General features: G+C 55.2%; 17 protein-coding genes and 1 tRNA gene. 14 read left to right on the top strand and 4 right to left on the bottom strand.

Annotated features, from left to right (window positions below; all coding sequences use genetic code 11):
* Positions 1-8: 8 nt before the first annotated feature.
* Entirely contained in the window at positions 9-479 is a 471-nt protein-coding gene (gene bcp / locus HMPREF3169_RS05195) for a thioredoxin-dependent thiol peroxidase (RefSeq protein ID WP_061924446.1), read from the bottom strand.
* Positions 480-597: 118 nt separating this feature from the next.
* Between bcp and HMPREF3169_RS05200 the strand changes: the two genes are divergently transcribed.
* A complete protein-coding gene (locus HMPREF3169_RS05200) occupies positions 598-876 on the top strand; it encodes a DUF3618 domain-containing protein (protein ID WP_061924326.1) in 279 nt (92 codons plus the stop codon).
* Between the two features lie 22 nt (positions 877-898).
* On the opposite strand, the gene HMPREF3169_RS05205 is transcribed toward HMPREF3169_RS05200, so the two are convergent.
* Positions 899-1,462, bottom strand: a complete 564-nt coding sequence (locus tag HMPREF3169_RS05205; RefSeq protein ID WP_070455947.1) for an isochorismatase family protein — start codon at positions 1,460-1,462, stop codon at positions 899-901.
* 35 nt (positions 1,463-1,497) lie between these two features.
* Here HMPREF3169_RS05205 and HMPREF3169_RS05210 point away from each other — a divergent pair, with 35 nt between their 5' ends.
* From HMPREF3169_RS05210 to HMPREF3169_RS05270, 13 genes are all read left to right on the top strand, one after another.
* On the top strand, positions 1,498-2,775 hold the full coding sequence (locus HMPREF3169_RS05210) for a glutaminase (protein WP_070455864.1): 1,278 nt from the start codon (positions 1,498-1,500) through the stop codon (positions 2,773-2,775).
* Between the two features lie 513 nt (positions 2,776-3,288).
* Entirely contained in the window at positions 3,289-3,543 is a 255-nt protein-coding gene (locus HMPREF3169_RS05215) for a hypothetical protein (protein WP_070455865.1), read from the top strand.
* Between the two features lie 612 nt (positions 3,544-4,155).
* Positions 4,156-4,689: a hypothetical protein gene (locus tag HMPREF3169_RS05220; RefSeq protein WP_070455866.1), complete on the top strand. Its 534-nt coding sequence runs from the start codon at positions 4,156-4,158 to the stop codon at positions 4,687-4,689.
* 127 nt (positions 4,690-4,816) lie between these two features.
* Positions 4,817-5,434: a hypothetical protein gene (locus HMPREF3169_RS05225; protein ID WP_070455867.1), complete on the top strand. Its 618-nt coding sequence runs from the start codon at positions 4,817-4,819 to the stop codon at positions 5,432-5,434.
* 65 nt (positions 5,435-5,499) lie between these two features.
* Complete coding sequence (locus HMPREF3169_RS05230) at positions 5,500-5,979, top strand: hypothetical protein (RefSeq protein ID WP_070455868.1); 480 nt, start codon at positions 5,500-5,502, stop codon at positions 5,977-5,979.
* A gap of 598 nt (positions 5,980-6,577) precedes the next feature.
* A complete protein-coding gene (locus HMPREF3169_RS05235; RefSeq protein WP_070455869.1) occupies positions 6,578-6,778 on the top strand; it encodes a hypothetical protein in 201 nt (66 codons plus the stop codon).
* Positions 6,779-6,791: 13 nt separating this feature from the next.
* Positions 6,792-7,613, top strand: a complete 822-nt coding sequence (locus HMPREF3169_RS05240; RefSeq protein WP_070455870.1) for a hypothetical protein — start codon at positions 6,792-6,794, stop codon at positions 7,611-7,613.
* Positions 7,614-7,740: 127 nt separating this feature from the next.
* Positions 7,741-8,004: a hypothetical protein gene (locus HMPREF3169_RS05245; RefSeq protein WP_070455871.1), complete on the top strand. Its 264-nt coding sequence runs from the start codon at positions 7,741-7,743 to the stop codon at positions 8,002-8,004.
* 71 nt (positions 8,005-8,075) lie between these two features.
* Positions 8,076-8,816, top strand: coding sequence for a hypothetical protein (locus HMPREF3169_RS05250; RefSeq protein WP_070455872.1), 741 nt, complete (start codon positions 8,076-8,078; stop codon positions 8,814-8,816).
* 410 nt (positions 8,817-9,226) lie between these two features.
* Positions 9,227-9,595: a P27 family phage terminase small subunit gene (locus HMPREF3169_RS05255; RefSeq protein WP_070455873.1), complete on the top strand. Its 369-nt coding sequence runs from the start codon at positions 9,227-9,229 to the stop codon at positions 9,593-9,595.
* 42 nt (positions 9,596-9,637) lie between these two features.
* Positions 9,638-9,886, top strand: a complete 249-nt coding sequence (locus tag HMPREF3169_RS05260; protein WP_148132103.1) for a hypothetical protein — start codon at positions 9,638-9,640, stop codon at positions 9,884-9,886.
* 377 nt (positions 9,887-10,263) lie between these two features.
* Complete coding sequence (locus HMPREF3169_RS05265) at positions 10,264-10,449, top strand: hypothetical protein (RefSeq protein ID WP_070455875.1); 186 nt, start codon at positions 10,264-10,266, stop codon at positions 10,447-10,449.
* Positions 10,446-11,462, top strand: coding sequence for an AAA family ATPase (locus HMPREF3169_RS05270; RefSeq protein ID WP_070455876.1), 1,017 nt, complete (start codon positions 10,446-10,448; stop codon positions 11,460-11,462). Before HMPREF3169_RS05265 ends, HMPREF3169_RS05270 begins: the two co-directional genes overlap by 4 nt.
* Before the next feature lie 1,171 nt (positions 11,463-12,633).
* Here the strand turns inward: HMPREF3169_RS05270 and HMPREF3169_RS05275 are convergent.
* Positions 12,634-13,479 carry a tyrosine-type recombinase/integrase gene (locus HMPREF3169_RS05275; protein ID WP_168162619.1) on the bottom strand — a complete coding sequence of 282 codons (846 nt, stop codon included), beginning with the start codon at positions 13,477-13,479 and terminating at the stop codon, positions 12,634-12,636.
* Between the two features lie 443 nt (positions 13,480-13,922).
* Positions 13,923-13,995: transfer RNA gene (locus tag HMPREF3169_RS05280), tRNA-Lys, on the bottom strand.
* Positions 13,996-14,161 lie beyond the last annotated feature (166 nt).

Below are 14,161 nucleotides of genomic sequence, written 5' to 3' on the forward strand. Positions count from 1 at the left end.
CTGTTTGTTTAGGAAAGACCCTTCATCACGCGAGCCACGTGGCCGGTGGCCTTGACGTTGTAGAGTGCCTGGACGATGGTGCCATCGGCCTCGACCAAGAAGGTGGAGCGGATAACGCCCTGGACTACCTTGCCGTAGTTCTTCTTCTCACCAAATGCGCCGTATGCGCTCATGACCTTTTTGTCAGGATCTGAAAGCAGCGGGAAGTTCAGCTCGTGGTCTGCGCGGAACTTGGCCAAGGCCTCCGGCTTATCAGGGGAGATGCCAACGACGGCAATGTCTAGACCATTGAGCTGCTCGAAAGCATCCCGGAAGTCACAAGCCTCCTTGGTACAACCCGGGGTATTAGCGCGCGGGTAGAAGTACACAAGCACGCGCTTTCCTGCGTAATCGCTAAGGCTGACGGAGTTGCCTTCGTCATCGCTCAAAGTAAAGGTGGGGGCAGTATCTCCGATTTCCAAACGCTTTGCTTCAGTCATGCCCTCAACCATACCGTGCACACCGGCGGGCAAACACTGTAGACTTATTCTTTGATTGACTCGGTGGAAGCTGAGCCATTAACGCCATAAATGCGAAAACAAATTCAGGAGTTACAACGTGGCACGCGACATTAACGACATTCAGCGCGACATCGAGCGCACCCGCCGCCAGCTGGCTAGCACCCTCGACGAGCTCGCGGATCGCAGCAAGCCGCAGAACTTGGTTGATGACGCAAAGGGCGCCGCAACCGAGAAGCTGCAGGACCGCAACGTACAGATGGCACTCGCCGGCGTTGGCGCAGCAGTAGCTGGCCTTATCGCTTTTTCTGTATTCCGTTCCAAGCGTCGCAAGAACGACCTGAAGGAACTGCAGCGCCTGCTCGCTGAGCGCCGCTAACTCGGCGCGGATTTAACCGCTTTTAGCTGACCTTTGCCCCTGCCTCTAGCAGTTCGGCAAAGGTCTTTTTTGCGCGCTCTTCGCTCACCGGCGCGCAGTAATTTTCTAGAACGTTGACGCCAAAGCCCTCTTTTAATGCATCGAGAGCGGTGGCGCGCACGCAGTGATCGGTGGCAATCCCCACGATGTCGAGGCCCTTTACGCCACGGTCGCGCAGCCACTGCGCGAGGCTTGCTCCATCGTCGGTGCACTCGGCCTCAAAGCCGGAGTAGGCAGCGGTGTAGGCGCCTTTGTGGAAGTAGGCGTCGATGGGGGCGTCGGCAAGCGCAGCGTGCATGGCCGCACCCTGGCTGTCTGCAACGCAATGCACAGGCCAGGTATCGATGAAATCCGGCTCGGTGGCAAAGTGCCCCTCCGGCTCGATGTGCCAATCCTGCGTAGCCACGACGACGTCACACGACGCTTCACGCACAAGCTTTGCGATGCCGCGGGCTACCGCATCACCGCGACTCGTTGCGAGGGCTCCGCCGGGGCAGAAGTCATTTTGTACGTCCACAATCACAAGAACCTGAGGAGTGCTGTTCATGCGGGCCAGCATAGTCATCCGTAAGCTAGAGCGAGATGAAAACACCAATTCCTTTTTACTTACGGGAAATCCTTGACCATGTCCGTGATGATAAACGCGGAAAAGTAGCGGACTATATTCCAGAGCTTGCGGTTGCGAACCCGGACTACCTAGGCGCGGCGATGTGCACCACCACTGGCCATGTCTATTGGGCAGGTGATGCAGATATCGAGTTCACCATGCAGTCCATCTCCAAGCCTTTTGTGTATGCGCTTGCATTGCAGGAGCTGGGGCTGGAAGCGGTGCGCTCGATTGTGGGAATGGAGCCTTCCGGTGAGGCCTTCAACGAGTTGTCTTTGAACCGCGACGACCACCGCCCGGTCAACCCGATGATCAACGCGGGCGCAATTGCGGTCACGCAGCTCATCAACGGCGTGGACTCGGGCGTCGATGAACGTGTTGAGCGTATCCGCAGCTACATGTCTCGCCTGGCGGGTCATGAGCTGCATATTGACGAAAGCGTTTCCGGCTCTGAGCTTGAAAACGCGGAACGCAACCTCGCGCTCGCGCACATGCTGCGCAATTACAACATTATTGAGGATGAAGCCCACGATGCGGTGCTGACTTACACCCGGCAGTGCTCTATCCGCGTGACAGTCAAAGACCTCGCGGTGATGTCTGCGACGCTGGCTAACGGCGGCCGTCAACCGATAACCGATGACAAGATCCTAGATGCCGACGTTTGCCGCCTCACGCTGGCGCTGATGAGCTCGGCAGGTATGTACGACGGCGCGGGTCGCTGGATGGCGGAGGTCGGCATTCCGGCGAAGTCGGGCGTGGCAGGCGGCCTGCTGGGTACGCTGCCGGGCCAGCTGGGTGTGGCTACCTTCTCGCCGCGTCTGAATGAGGAAGGCAACTCCGTGCGCGGCGTGGAAGCCTTCAAGCTTTTGTCTAAGGACATGGGTTTGCATCTGATGTCCACTGAGGAGCGCTACGGCGTGCAGCCAATCCGCCACATCGTGGACGAAGACACCGCGACGGTTATCTACCTGCAGGGCGTTCTCAACTTCAACGCCGCGGAGACCGTCCTGCACGAGCTGGAGCGCTATGACCTGAGCGCCGCCAAGGTGGTCTTGGAGCTTTCCAACGTCACCGCGACTAACCGCATGGGGCGCCGCATGCTGAAGGAGGGCCTGCGCCGCATCCGCGAGTCGGGCTTCGATATCGAGCTGGTTGACCCAGACCAGGAGCTCGAGGACCTCAAGATGTCCGACGGCACCGAGGTTCCAGTTGGCGATCCGGAGGACTATCAGATTGCGGGCGAGCCAATCTAACGCTTTCTGTGGCGTGGTGCTGCCTCCTCCTGCGCCCGCAGTGGCAAATGGTGAGGTCGCCCCGCGGCCAATGGGGTGCGTGTTAACTGGTGGGGCTGGTGACGGCTGACCTCACCATCCTTTCCTCACCATTTGGAAAATCGACCTCACCATCTAGGTTTGTCTGCATTTGGAGGTCAGGCGGGTGGCCGATTCCGGCGAAGATTAAGGGCGTTTTCCGTGGGGCGAATCGAGCCTTTTCTAAAGACGTAAAATCGCGCCGCTTCTGCTGATGTAACTGTTTGCTGGTGGGGATGCGGCGCCTCGGCGGGGAGGTGGCAAAATGAAAAATCTCGCGGCCTCCATGAAAGGAAACCGCGAGATTCTGTACTGTGCGCCATCAGGGACTTGAACCGGGGAGTTAATCCTCGTGAAAGTCCTGCAAGCTCACGAGCTTTTTCCTGTTCTGTTAGGGAATTCTACACGGTTAACATGCCGTGAACATGCCAGAAACAGGAAAGGTTTTTACCCCCCGTGAATAAATTAATCCCGGCTGAGATACCAGCCGATGACACCGTCCTCGCAGACGTAGACGGAGCCGTGTTCTCCAGCGTTGAAGACGGCAATATTTTCATCATCCAAGATGCAGAGCTTGACCAAGAGTATCCGAGCCTAGCCCCATTGCTCGACACCGCCTCCCGGTGCGGTCTGGACCTCCCCAGCGATATCACCCGCTCCTCTGAAATGTTCCCTAGCGGAAAAGAGCGCGTTCGCTGGTTTAGCGCTTAAGGCAAAAAGTGCTGTCCAGCAAAGTACGCACCGTGGAGAAGCCCTTAAAGCTGTCCTGTATTGGAACAGCCCTTGCCCCACGGGTACACGCTGGCAGCAACAGCCCATTACCCCGGCGTTATGCGGTTTAGAGGTCCTGTGCAGAGGATGAACAGGACCGGGTTAGCCGGGCAATCCACCGTGACCAAGGAACACGGTGCCCAACACAACAACCGGCGCGTAAAGCGTGATTTGTAAGAAGCGAGCGCCGCGCCCCTCGCCACCCCGTCCTTTGTTTAGCGACAAAGGATAACCCGCCCGAATGATTCGGGAAATCATAAGAAGCAACCAGTTTTCCAAACTGCTTCCTATTCCTCGGTTAATCCAGGCGGGAACGGAGATGTAGCTAGTCTCTGTGGGGTCATCCTAGCAGACGGTTGCCTAACAAGGGGCAATCGTCTACTAGGCGTGGGATAGCAACGAATCACGGTTCAAAGGGCAGGCACGCTGGGCAGGCTATCCCAGCAAGGGGCTACCTCTACCCTTTAAGGCTAGGTCCCCAAAGGGAGACAGTGCGCACCAGAGCTGGCTAACCCGCTCCACTGGACAGCCGGGTCTAGTAAGCTAAGGCCTGTGAAAAATACTCTTGTTCCCTTGCTCCTTGCTGTCCCTCTCCTCCTGACTGGTTGCGGTGGCGATGCCGAAACAACAACAGCGACCAGCTCCAGCGAGTACACCGCTGAAGAGACAACCAGCGAGTACACCGCTGAAGAGACAACAACAACCGCACAGGACCGTCCAGCAGAGTGTGACTCCAGCAACGACGGAACTTTCGAGCTTGCATCCGCTGAAATTGTCCAAGCTCCCAGCGGAGCACGTTCCGTTAGGTGGACCTTTAACGGAGACATGCCAGCGGGTTCCGAGGTAGCCTTTGGCGCATCCGGTGGCGGTTCAACAATGGGTGTAAAGATGACCAACGGTGAAGTTACTGCAAACTACTGGATGCCCAGCGGGGGAGCGAACAATTACTCCGAGATGCCGGTGGACTCGCAGCCGGGCTCCGTTAGCGTAGCGGTTCCTCCAGCCATCGCCCCGGACTTTAACGGCGGCTGGATGGCGGACCTAACAGTGGATAGTCAACGAGTCTCTGTTTGCACCGCGTTTTAGCTACAGTAATCCTGTTCGTGGGGTAAGGAACGCATCCATCCGTTATAGTCACAGTGGCTTTAAGATGGACGGCCTACGCTGCTCTTGATAGGGCACCGTGTAATCGAAAGCAAGGCGGTAAGGGGGTATGTTCTGGTTTAGGTGTAGTCTAGGTTCCGATACGGAGACGGCGAATCTCCAGCTAGTAGAGGAGGAGACCAACCGACAATTAAGCGAGGAGACGGTAACCGGAAACTCGATTACCAACCGCGCAACGCTGCTACTGACCACCGCCGTTATCTTTGTGGGAGTTTCAAAAGCTGGTAATGCTCTAGGGGCCGCTGAAACGGCTACCGCCGTTTTCGGATTACTCGCCTCGCTGTGTGCGGTGGTGACTTTGTTTTCTGGAACCAAAGTTGGTGATACCAACTTGGATAAGCTAGATAAGCACGCGGACCAACTGAACACGTACCTACTACGTGGAAAGATTCTCTCTGGTAAACGGCAAACGCTCACAAAGCGGAAAGATGCGCACAAGGCACAGATGCGCTGGTTGAGAGCTGGTTACGCGGCCCTGTTGCTGGCTGTTCTGGCTGCTACTTTTCCAGTGGTAATTAATTTATTCGAAAGAGAAGACATGCCCAACAACGAGAACGAAAAGCCGCGCCCGTCTATCACTGAAATGATGGCAACCCCTCCAGAATCCACGGATAAGCTTTTCCTTAACAGCGCGCCCGATGCAGAGTTTAAAGCGGTAAAGCATTAGAGAACACGAGCAAAGATGATAGATTACTACACGTTGACTATCCACTCTCTCTACAAGGATTACTCGTGAAGAAACTCACCACCGCCGCGTGCGCAGTTGCGCTTGCTGCCACTCTCTCTACTGTCCCGGCATCAGCAACCACTCTCGAACGCTTAGGGGACGCTTGCAGGATTGACTTCAGTATTACCGAACGCAACCTAACAAGGGAAGAGGGGTTTGTGTTCACAAAGGACGAAGCCCCGTTTTTGACTAGCCAAATCGAATATTTCCTGTCACTGTACGAGAAAGACTTGGCAGAGGCTCCCGCTGGTTCGGAAGATGCCAAGAAAGCAGAGGAAAGAATCGCTATTTACAAGAGCGCTCTATCCCGTGTTGACGAGTGCCTCGCTGAACCGGCGGACGAAGAGGGCAAGGAACCAGCTAGCGAGTCCAGCTCGTCCAGCCCTTGGATTACGGCGCTAGTCGGTCTAATCGGTGCCGTTATCGGTGGTGTGGTTACCGCGTTCGGTATTGTTCCAGCCCTTAAAGAGGCTTTGCACCTGTAGTAACAACGTCTGAGTCGCTATCCAGGACGGTAATCGGTCCTCGCACGGCTTTGGTTCTAGGCCTTGGTTCATCCAAGGCGTTGGGCCGCAAGATTAGGTGTTCCGCAGCTGAGTTACCTACTAAGAAATGAACACATTAGTAACTGCAACTATTAATGTGTTCATAATCTAGTAGGTGGTTGCCGTTGGGTGAAGTGTTAGAAGCCGCTTTAAGGCGATGAAGAACCTTCTCTAGTCCTTCACCCTTGGAACGACTGAAAGGTGCTTAGAGGTGCCGTTAGGCCGCTTAAATGGCGTGGTGTGGTTTTAGGCTTGTTAAAGTGGTGAATGATACCGCAACAGGCACCAGCAAACAGTATGAGATTTCTCACAATCCACTGTTCTGCTGTCCGAAAACCTTGAAACGACACCTATGTACTTATTGAGAGACGCATTCAAGGAATCGCCGCGAGGCTGGTGCGGTGATTACCTCGGATCTCCTCCGAACTCAACGAGTGGTCGTTCCTTTTGCAGCTCCTGGCTATTAAGGCCAGGGGCTGTTTTACTTTTGCAAATTGCACTAACAGTTAGTGCGCATCCAACCAGGAAGGAGGTAGACGTGCCGAGCGTCAACCGATACGAAAACCGGAATACCCCGGACCAGCAAATGGCTGCTAACGCTCGCTACCGCGAAAAACAACGCAACGCCCGTAACTGGCTGGATGAAGTCGCCACGGACCTAGGGCTGACAAGGGACCAGTTGGTATCCAGTCCGGCTGGTCAAGTCGCGCAGCTACTCCGAACCCATTTCAATTCTTAGAAAGGCTACTTTTATGTCCGTTATTGCTACGTCTCCAGGCTTTGAATACGAGGTTATCGACTCCGAGGCGCTGGTGTGGGAGCCGCCGCTGGAAAAGCAAGTTTACCTCGAGCTCCAGACTCAAAAGCGACTATCTAACAAGCTTCGTGCCAAGCTCGCAGAGGCCGAATCAAAGTTTTGTTACTCGTGCTCTGGAATTCAGCCGCTAAAGCGCTTTTTCAAGGGAGAATCTAGGTGTAAGTCATGCGTACACTTTGCAAAGGCTGCTTATGATGCAGAAAATCGTGAAGCTATCCGAGAAAGCCAACGGGCACGATACCAGCCGGTGCTAAAGGCACCGTGCTACCCGGTGACTTCCAAGGTTTGCCCTGGTTGCAGCACCGATAAACCTTGGACAGATTACGCTGCTAATCGCTCGAATTGGAACGGACTAGATTCTCGCTGCCGTGCTTGCAGGGCTGGTTATTACCAGGAGTGCAAGACAGAGCGTGACGAATACACCAATAACTACCGCCGCAGCGTTAACCCGTGGGCTTCCAAGCTCTCTGCTGGATACGCCCGTGCTGTTAAGGAGGGACTGCCAGCGGAGAAGATTACGACCAAGCAACTGTTGGAGTTTTGGGAAAGCGTCGGTATTGACTCCGAGCGCTCTGCTTACTCTGGACGATTGCTCTGGGATGGAACAGTGTCCTTAGACCATATCGTCCCATTGTCTAGTCCTGATTCGCCTGGGCACGTGCTTTCGAACCTGGTGCCTTGCCTTTGGGAGGAAAATAACGCTAAGAACACCGGCCATTTCATCCATCTGCTAGGGAGAATTCACAATGCCGACTAGCACGCCATCGCTGACAACATCACCACTCAAGACCCGCCGATGCGGGTCTCTTTTTGTATGGGGCGTTCGCACAGAATCGCCAGGGGAGTCCTCTCTCAACCTCAACTAGATTTTTAAGGAGAACATCATGCACAAAAGCATTCCGCTTAATGGGGAGCAGCTGATTAACCAAGCGGCCCGGGCATTCAACGGTGCCGCCGTCTCAACACCTGACCTTATCCGCCTCGCACTCGAGGACGCACCAGATGGCACTAACGGAGCTGTCCGCTCCGAGCCGTCCTTGTCCAAGGCTGTGGACCCTAGTCAAGGCGCTGGGTACCAACGACGCGCAAAGCACGAAGATCCGCTACTGGACTCGTTAAGCGCGGTCTTAGGACTCCGTAGTTATTAACCAAACCCATCCTGCCGTCCTTCACAACGAGGACGGCATTTTTGTTTTTATCCCGAAAGGAAAATCTGCTTATGCTCAACATTGATTCTTGGAACCTAAACCATCCAAAGGCTGTGCTTGACCTACTCGAAGCACAGGAGAAGCTGAACCAGATCGCTGATTCACCAGCGCCGGACCGCAACGGCTTATTTAACGCAAAAACTGTAGAGAAGACACTTAATGCTATGGTCGAGCACTCTCTTCGCACTGGTCCAGAACGCCTGCGTGCAATTACTAACGCGCAGTCCGCCATTCAAAACCGCATAGATTCCACCGTCGCTGCCCACCTTGACAACTACCTCGAGCAAGCTCGTGGCTCTTTTGATGACGCAGCTAATGCTTATTATGCCGCTCTTGAGGAGCTCCCAGTCGAGCCGTTTACTGCGCACGACGTGATTAATTTCTCTAAGCCACAACGAGAGGCTTATGACGCAGCTCGAGAAGCCGCTGGAACCATCTCGCATTGGATTGACTGGAGCAACGACCTCAGGCAACTACCCGGTCAGGGAATGGGGGCCTGGACCTCATGGAATCTTGTGGCCTCGCCACAGACCGTAGGGGCTCTTATGATTCTCCAGCTCGATGAGACCGCAGGTCTAGAACCTGCGTACCAGGCTATCCTCCCTACGCTAGCTAAGGCTATCCGCGACGGTGCCGAGCTTCGCCTAGCTACCCCTGCGCAGGCTAAGACAGATGCTGCGGAGGTAGAGGCAGAGCGGCAGGAGATGTCCGAGCCAGCCCACCGTGCACTGCGTACCTCGCTGGGGTACTAGGGGGCCAGCCCCGCTGGGGGAGGCCCGGCCTCCCTCCTCCCTCCCTACCTACCGGGTGCCCCTCCCTGGGTTGCCCCCTCTTCCTCCTCCTCCCTCGGAAGAGGAGGTGCTAAGCAGGCTTTGCTCCTGCTCGCTGCTGGGTTTGCAGGGCACGCTGCGTAGCCTCGGTTGGTCCTCGTGCACTACTAAGAAAGCGAGGAACACCTCCTCTTCCTGCCAGCCGGGGCTTCGAGTGTGCCTTGCTTGCGTTTTCGCTGGTACCAGAACTGGCAAACGCTCAAAAATAACCCCTGACCTGCCCTTATGTACCCAGGGGGTATACCCCGCCCTGTATAGCCAGACCGGGAGGTATTGCGCCTGCCTTCGTTCCTGGCAAAAGATCAATTGTTTTCCAACCAAAAGGAGTTTTTATGCCGTTGACCAAGCCCGCGAACCTGGGAGCCGCTGGTTCCAAGCTTTGGGATGAAGTTACCAACGAATATGTGTTTGACTTTGAACCTGACAAGGCCGCGCTGTTAGAGCGCGCTTGCCGCACAGCGGACGCTATCGCCACCTTAGAGGAAGCCGCAGCCGATGCTGATCTGGTTGTCCAAGGTAGCCAAGGTCAACCTGTCATTAGTCCGCTTATCGCAGAGGCTCGACAGCAGACCTTGACCCTGAACACGCTTATCAAGTCCCTGAAGTTAGAACCATCAGAGGCAGAACAGGCAGCCTTATCAGCCAAACGCCGGGCGGCTGGAGCCAAGGGTCTGCGCTCACGTTACGGGACCACCAAGTAGAAAGTAGCTGATATGCCGCCTCGCAGGCACAAACTCGTGGACATGACACCCGAAGAACTCGCAGCTGAGCTAGCACCTGATTATCCGGTAGACGCAGGGTTTCTGGATTGGTATGCCGCAACGGCGGATTACTGTTACAACAAAGTTCGGTCCGATGAGCACGGCCTCGTGTGTCGTGTGGCCGTAGCCGCTGGTGTGGGCATAGCTGATTGGTTCCGCGCAGCGGTTAACCACCAGGACCGTGACAAGCTCGACGCTAGGTTCGGTCTTTACCCACCAAAGGAAGATTAGTCACCCGAGCACCTGAAATAAGCCGATTTTGCAGGCCTTTGACCAGGGAGTTTAGGAAGGTAATTTCGCTAATTTCGATTCTAAGGGATTTTAGACAATCGCCTGGACTGACCGGCTAGGGAGCATACTTCAGAGCCTTAGAGAGGCTCTGAGAGGGCTATTTTTTTAAGAAGGGAATCCGCTTTGACAACCACTAATAACAAACCACCTCGCATGCCGAGACTCGAACGGCACGCATCACCCATAACGCCGTACAGGCTCACGCTTTGGCACCCTCGCCAAAAATTCCTGTTATCTGAGGCGCAAGCCATCTCACTTGCTGACCAGCTTCAAGACCTCATTTTCGACATTAACAACTAGCTAAGGAGCTATCCATCATGACCACGCCCGCTGCCATGCCACCTATCCGTGCGCCGTTCAAACCGCCCAAGCTAACCAAACTGGACGACGGAGGAGTGTTTGCTCTTACAAAGAAAGGCACGAGGATTAAGCTTTTTATGAACCACGAGGAGCTTCGTTACCTCCTTGTGCAGGCCGTGGAGTTGTTGGAGGACCAAGAATGACCGGGTACTCGCAAGAAGAAATGGACCGGATGGCCGATGCTTACTTTTCGAGCATCCTCCCGGCTAAGTCTGGTACCCGTATCAAGAACGAGTTGAACGGCGACTACAACGAGTGGGTGTATCCCGGTCTCCTGTGCATGTCATACACGATGCTCGTGGGTGCTCCCAAAGCTGGAAAGTCCTGGGTCGCTGTCAACATCGCCGCCGCTGTTTCTCGTGGTGAACCAGCTCTTGGAATCAAAGCCGTGAAGCCGCTTGCTTCCAGAAACGTGTTGATAGTTACGACAGAGGGTAACGGAGAATCCGAGAACACGAGCCGACTTGACGGTCTCGGGGCGGACCTGGACCATGTGTTCATCGACCGTATCCCGCGCGGTGGCGATGTCCCAGAACAGTCCTACCTCGCCGCTGAATACGGCAACCTAGGTCTGGTCATCGTGGATAACGTTGGAGGTATTCTCCGAGACGGTGTGAGCCTCAACGACGCAGAGGCAACAAATGAGCTCAACAGGATTGCGGAGCGTTTCAACATCGCAAAGGTTCCGGTGTTGTTTATTCATCACACGAACAAAGGAAACAGCGCGGACCCTGTAAGGGCTGCGATGGGCAACAACACTGTTGCAGGTTTTGTCCGCCACCTCGTGGGTGTCCGAGCCTCGAAGTCTGGTACTGTCACGCTGACGACGAACGGAAACATCTCTAGTGGCTTCGATGGCCAGGTCTCGTTGAACATGACAGCAAATGGAAAGCTAAGCGTTGCCGATGATTCTGTACAACAGAAACCCAGGTCCAGTACCGATGATGCGGAACGTCAAATAGCGGAGATTGCGTGCTCACTCCCGGGCGGTCTGTCCAAGATTGAGATTGCTCGCAGGATTGCGGAGAAGTTAAAGAATAAGGGAGTCAAGAGCCAACGCGGAGACTACTACCAGCCGGACACGCTACAGCGGAAATTGAACAGTATGCCCAACCTGATATGGGACAAAGAATCCGGATTCCGTTCTGTACTCTAATCCCGGTTTTCTGCATTATCGCAGGTAGAGAGGTTTTAGAATCGGGAAAGTATCCGGATTGCACTTTCCCGACTATGGTGTTTGTGCAGGTCACAGCGTCGGGAATCGGGAAAGTTGGTCTCTTATACACTCACTTCGTTCGTTTATCGCTTGGAGGACACCTTTGGGTGTCACTCCACTTCGTTCCGTTCCCTTAGGCGAGTGAAATTCAACGGCCCTTTACAAAGGGCCTTGGATTGAACCGGGTAACCAACACCGGCCACCGTTAAGGCGGTGGCTGGTAGGTGAGAAGCGAGGAAGGCAACCGGCTTAGGCGGTTGCTGTTCGAGCACAGGAACCAACGGCGGGGGAGCCGGTGGTGCCGTCTCCCTTATCACCGGTGACAGCTGGAACAAGCTGGAACCGGCAATGTCTTTAAGGAGCCATTGCCTGGATAAGCGACGGCCTGAAAATAGCCGGAGCCGGTTCCGGTGTCCTTTGGTAGTCCACCGTCACCCCGGAGCCGTAAGAGCGGAGGGTGGTGTTCGTTGACCTATGACTAGCTCAACTCACTGAACCTATGCCGTGGTCTACCGCCCACGGACCAGCTCAGACTATTTTGCCAACGCCACCGCATAAAGCGCGGTGGCTATCCCACCAACCAAAGGAGAATACATGTCCCGTCCAACTAAAGCGTTCCAGCAAGAACGCACAGAGCTTGCAGCAATCAACCAGCGCCGGTGCATACGCTGCTACGAAGTCAAGGCGCTGGACCAGGAGTTCCCGCTAGACGCAACATGTGCTAACGGTTTCGCCGGGGAGTGTACCGCGTGCCGACGCAACCGGCACCGAGGCATCCACCACGGCCTGGACGGCCTAGACGGTGCCAACCACAACGGCTACAACCGAGCCGCACGAGCCGGGAGGCCTCGGAGACGATTCAAGACGGAGACGCTTATCCGATACTGGCAGGACCACGGCATAGACCCGTGGCGCTGCTACTACACGGGCGTGAAGCTAACGCGTGAACCAGGTCTACCGAACACCCGTAACCTTGACCACATCGAACCGTTGGTACTCAAAGGCTCTAAGGGACATGTTCTAGCGAACATAGTCCCGTGTTCACGAGTGTTTAACCTCCACAAGAACAGTGACAGAGCGGTTATCGCTGTCCTGACAGCGCCGGGAGAGGTTAGGAATCCTCCAGGCTTAGCCGCCGCATAAGAGCATCTGACTTTGCCTCCCTCGCCCGCATGTAGACACCGACAATCGTGGATATGTCTTCCTGTCCTAGGATTCTCCCAATCTCCTTTGGTGTCGCTCCTGCCTCTGCAAGCCGCGTAATCAAGTAAACACGGCCATAGTGGGGAGTAATCGCCTTGGTTATTCCAGCGCGTTTCTTGGCATAGTTGAACCTGGACCTATACGACGTATCAAAAACCGGCATGCCTGTAGCGGTGGTTGTCGCATAATCCTCTGGACCAGGCTGGTAGGTCTCCAGGTGCTCCCGCACCACGGGGAGAAACTCCGAGAGGATAGGAACCGTGCGGAAACCCGCACGAGTCTTAGGCTCGTGGTACTCCATCATCACGCCGCCCTTGCTATTCGGAACCCGCGATAGCGTTCCCTGAACCTGGACGACGCCGTCGTTTGCGGTGAGCTGGATGCTCTTACCCTTGATAGCCAGAGCCTCGCCAATGCGCAGCCCGTGGAACAGGCAGAGCACCGTTATTAGTTTGTACCGGTGTGGCATCTCGTTCACGATGGCCTTAAGGTCCGCTGTCGTAGGCATCTCCTTAACTCCAGTATTGACCCTGCGCAGGCTGGAGCGGATGTACACGGGGTTCGCTGGAATGTATCCGTTATCAACAGCAAGCGCCATTGCCGAACGAAGCTTCTGATAAGCGCGGTTGTTGCGGGAGTGAGTATTGGGGAACTGCTCTGTTGTCTCCTGCCACCACCGTGCCACGATAGCGGTGGTGAGCTTATCCAGGGGAACCGCGCAGAACTGCTTGTTTCCCAGCACTCGTGAGTTCATGATGTCGGTATAGGTGCTAAGTGTGGAACTACGCACCTGTCCCTTGACAGTGCTCAACCAGAGCTGAACCATCTCACCAACGGTTAAGGTTTTCTCTTCGTAGACCCGTGGTTGTGGAGGCTCCCAGGCCTCTAGCTCTATCCGCCTGCGCTGACCAGCAAGCCACGCCCACGCGTCTTGCTCGTTGGTGTAGGTGCTGGGTCCGTTGTAAGTGTTGCCGTCTGGTGCAAGGTATCTCGCCTGGAATCGTCCAGACGGGAGTTTCCGCACGTTACCGAAATTTCTCCGTGCCATATTCGTGCCAAGAGCTTCCTACCCCCGCGCCACGGGAACCGGATGGCGGCGGCGGGTACATGCTACTGTTGAAGGTGCCCTGAACAGGAGCGAAGCAACAAAAAGACCCCGTCCAAACCGGTGAAAACACCGTCTGAACAGGGGGATTGTGCGCCATCAGGGACTTGAACCCCGAACCCACTGATTAAGAGTCAGTTGCTCTGCCAATTGAGCTAATGGCGCTTATGTTGTCTGGCTGGTTTGTTTGCCTGCCGTGCAACGAGAAATAACTTTAACACCCACTATTCAAAACTGTAAAATCGCCAGGCCATTGTGTGTTTTTAGGGTGTTTTATGGTGGTTTAATAGGGCTTCAAGATCCGCCATCGAAGAAGGCGGGTGGGGCAGGG

The organism is Corynebacterium sp. HMSC08C04 (genome assembly GCF_001807495.1).
Classification (GTDB): Bacteria; Actinomycetota; Actinomycetes; order Mycobacteriales; family Mycobacteriaceae; genus Corynebacterium; species Corynebacterium simulans.

Excerpts from the sequence above, each read along its gene's own strand:
- HMPREF3169_RS05250 (WP_070455872.1), top strand. The coding sequence starts at position 8,076 with ATGCTCAACATTGATTCTTGGAACCTAAACCATCCAAAGGCTGTGCTT.
- bcp (WP_061924446.1), bottom strand. The coding sequence starts at position 479 with ATGACTGAAGCAAAGCGTTTGGAAATCGGAGATACTGCCCCCACCTTT.
- HMPREF3169_RS05225 (WP_070455867.1), top strand. The coding sequence starts at position 4,817 with ATGTTCTGGTTTAGGTGTAGTCTAGGTTCCGATACGGAGACGGCGAAT.
- HMPREF3169_RS05210 (WP_070455864.1), top strand. The coding sequence starts at position 1,498 with ATGAAAACACCAATTCCTTTTTACTTACGGGAAATCCTTGACCATGTC.
- HMPREF3169_RS05270 (WP_070455876.1), top strand. The coding sequence starts at position 10,446 with ATGACCGGGTACTCGCAAGAAGAAATGGACCGGATGGCCGATGCTTAC.
- HMPREF3169_RS05260 (WP_148132103.1), top strand. The coding sequence starts at position 9,638 with ATGACACCCGAAGAACTCGCAGCTGAGCTAGCACCTGATTATCCGGTA.
- HMPREF3169_RS05205 (WP_070455947.1), bottom strand. The coding sequence starts at position 1,462 with ATGAACAGCACTCCTCAGGTTCTTGTGATTGTGGACGTACAAAATGAC.
- HMPREF3169_RS05275 (WP_168162619.1), bottom strand. The coding sequence starts at position 13,479 with ATGAACTCACGAGTGCTGGGAAACAAGCAGTTCTGCGCGGTTCCCCTG.
- HMPREF3169_RS05240 (WP_070455870.1), top strand. The coding sequence starts at position 6,792 with ATGTCCGTTATTGCTACGTCTCCAGGCTTTGAATACGAGGTTATCGAC.
- HMPREF3169_RS05245 (WP_070455871.1), top strand. The coding sequence starts at position 7,741 with ATGCACAAAAGCATTCCGCTTAATGGGGAGCAGCTGATTAACCAAGCG.
- HMPREF3169_RS05265 (WP_070455875.1), top strand. The coding sequence starts at position 10,264 with ATGACCACGCCCGCTGCCATGCCACCTATCCGTGCGCCGTTCAAACCG.
- HMPREF3169_RS05255 (WP_070455873.1), top strand. The coding sequence starts at position 9,227 with ATGCCGTTGACCAAGCCCGCGAACCTGGGAGCCGCTGGTTCCAAGCTT.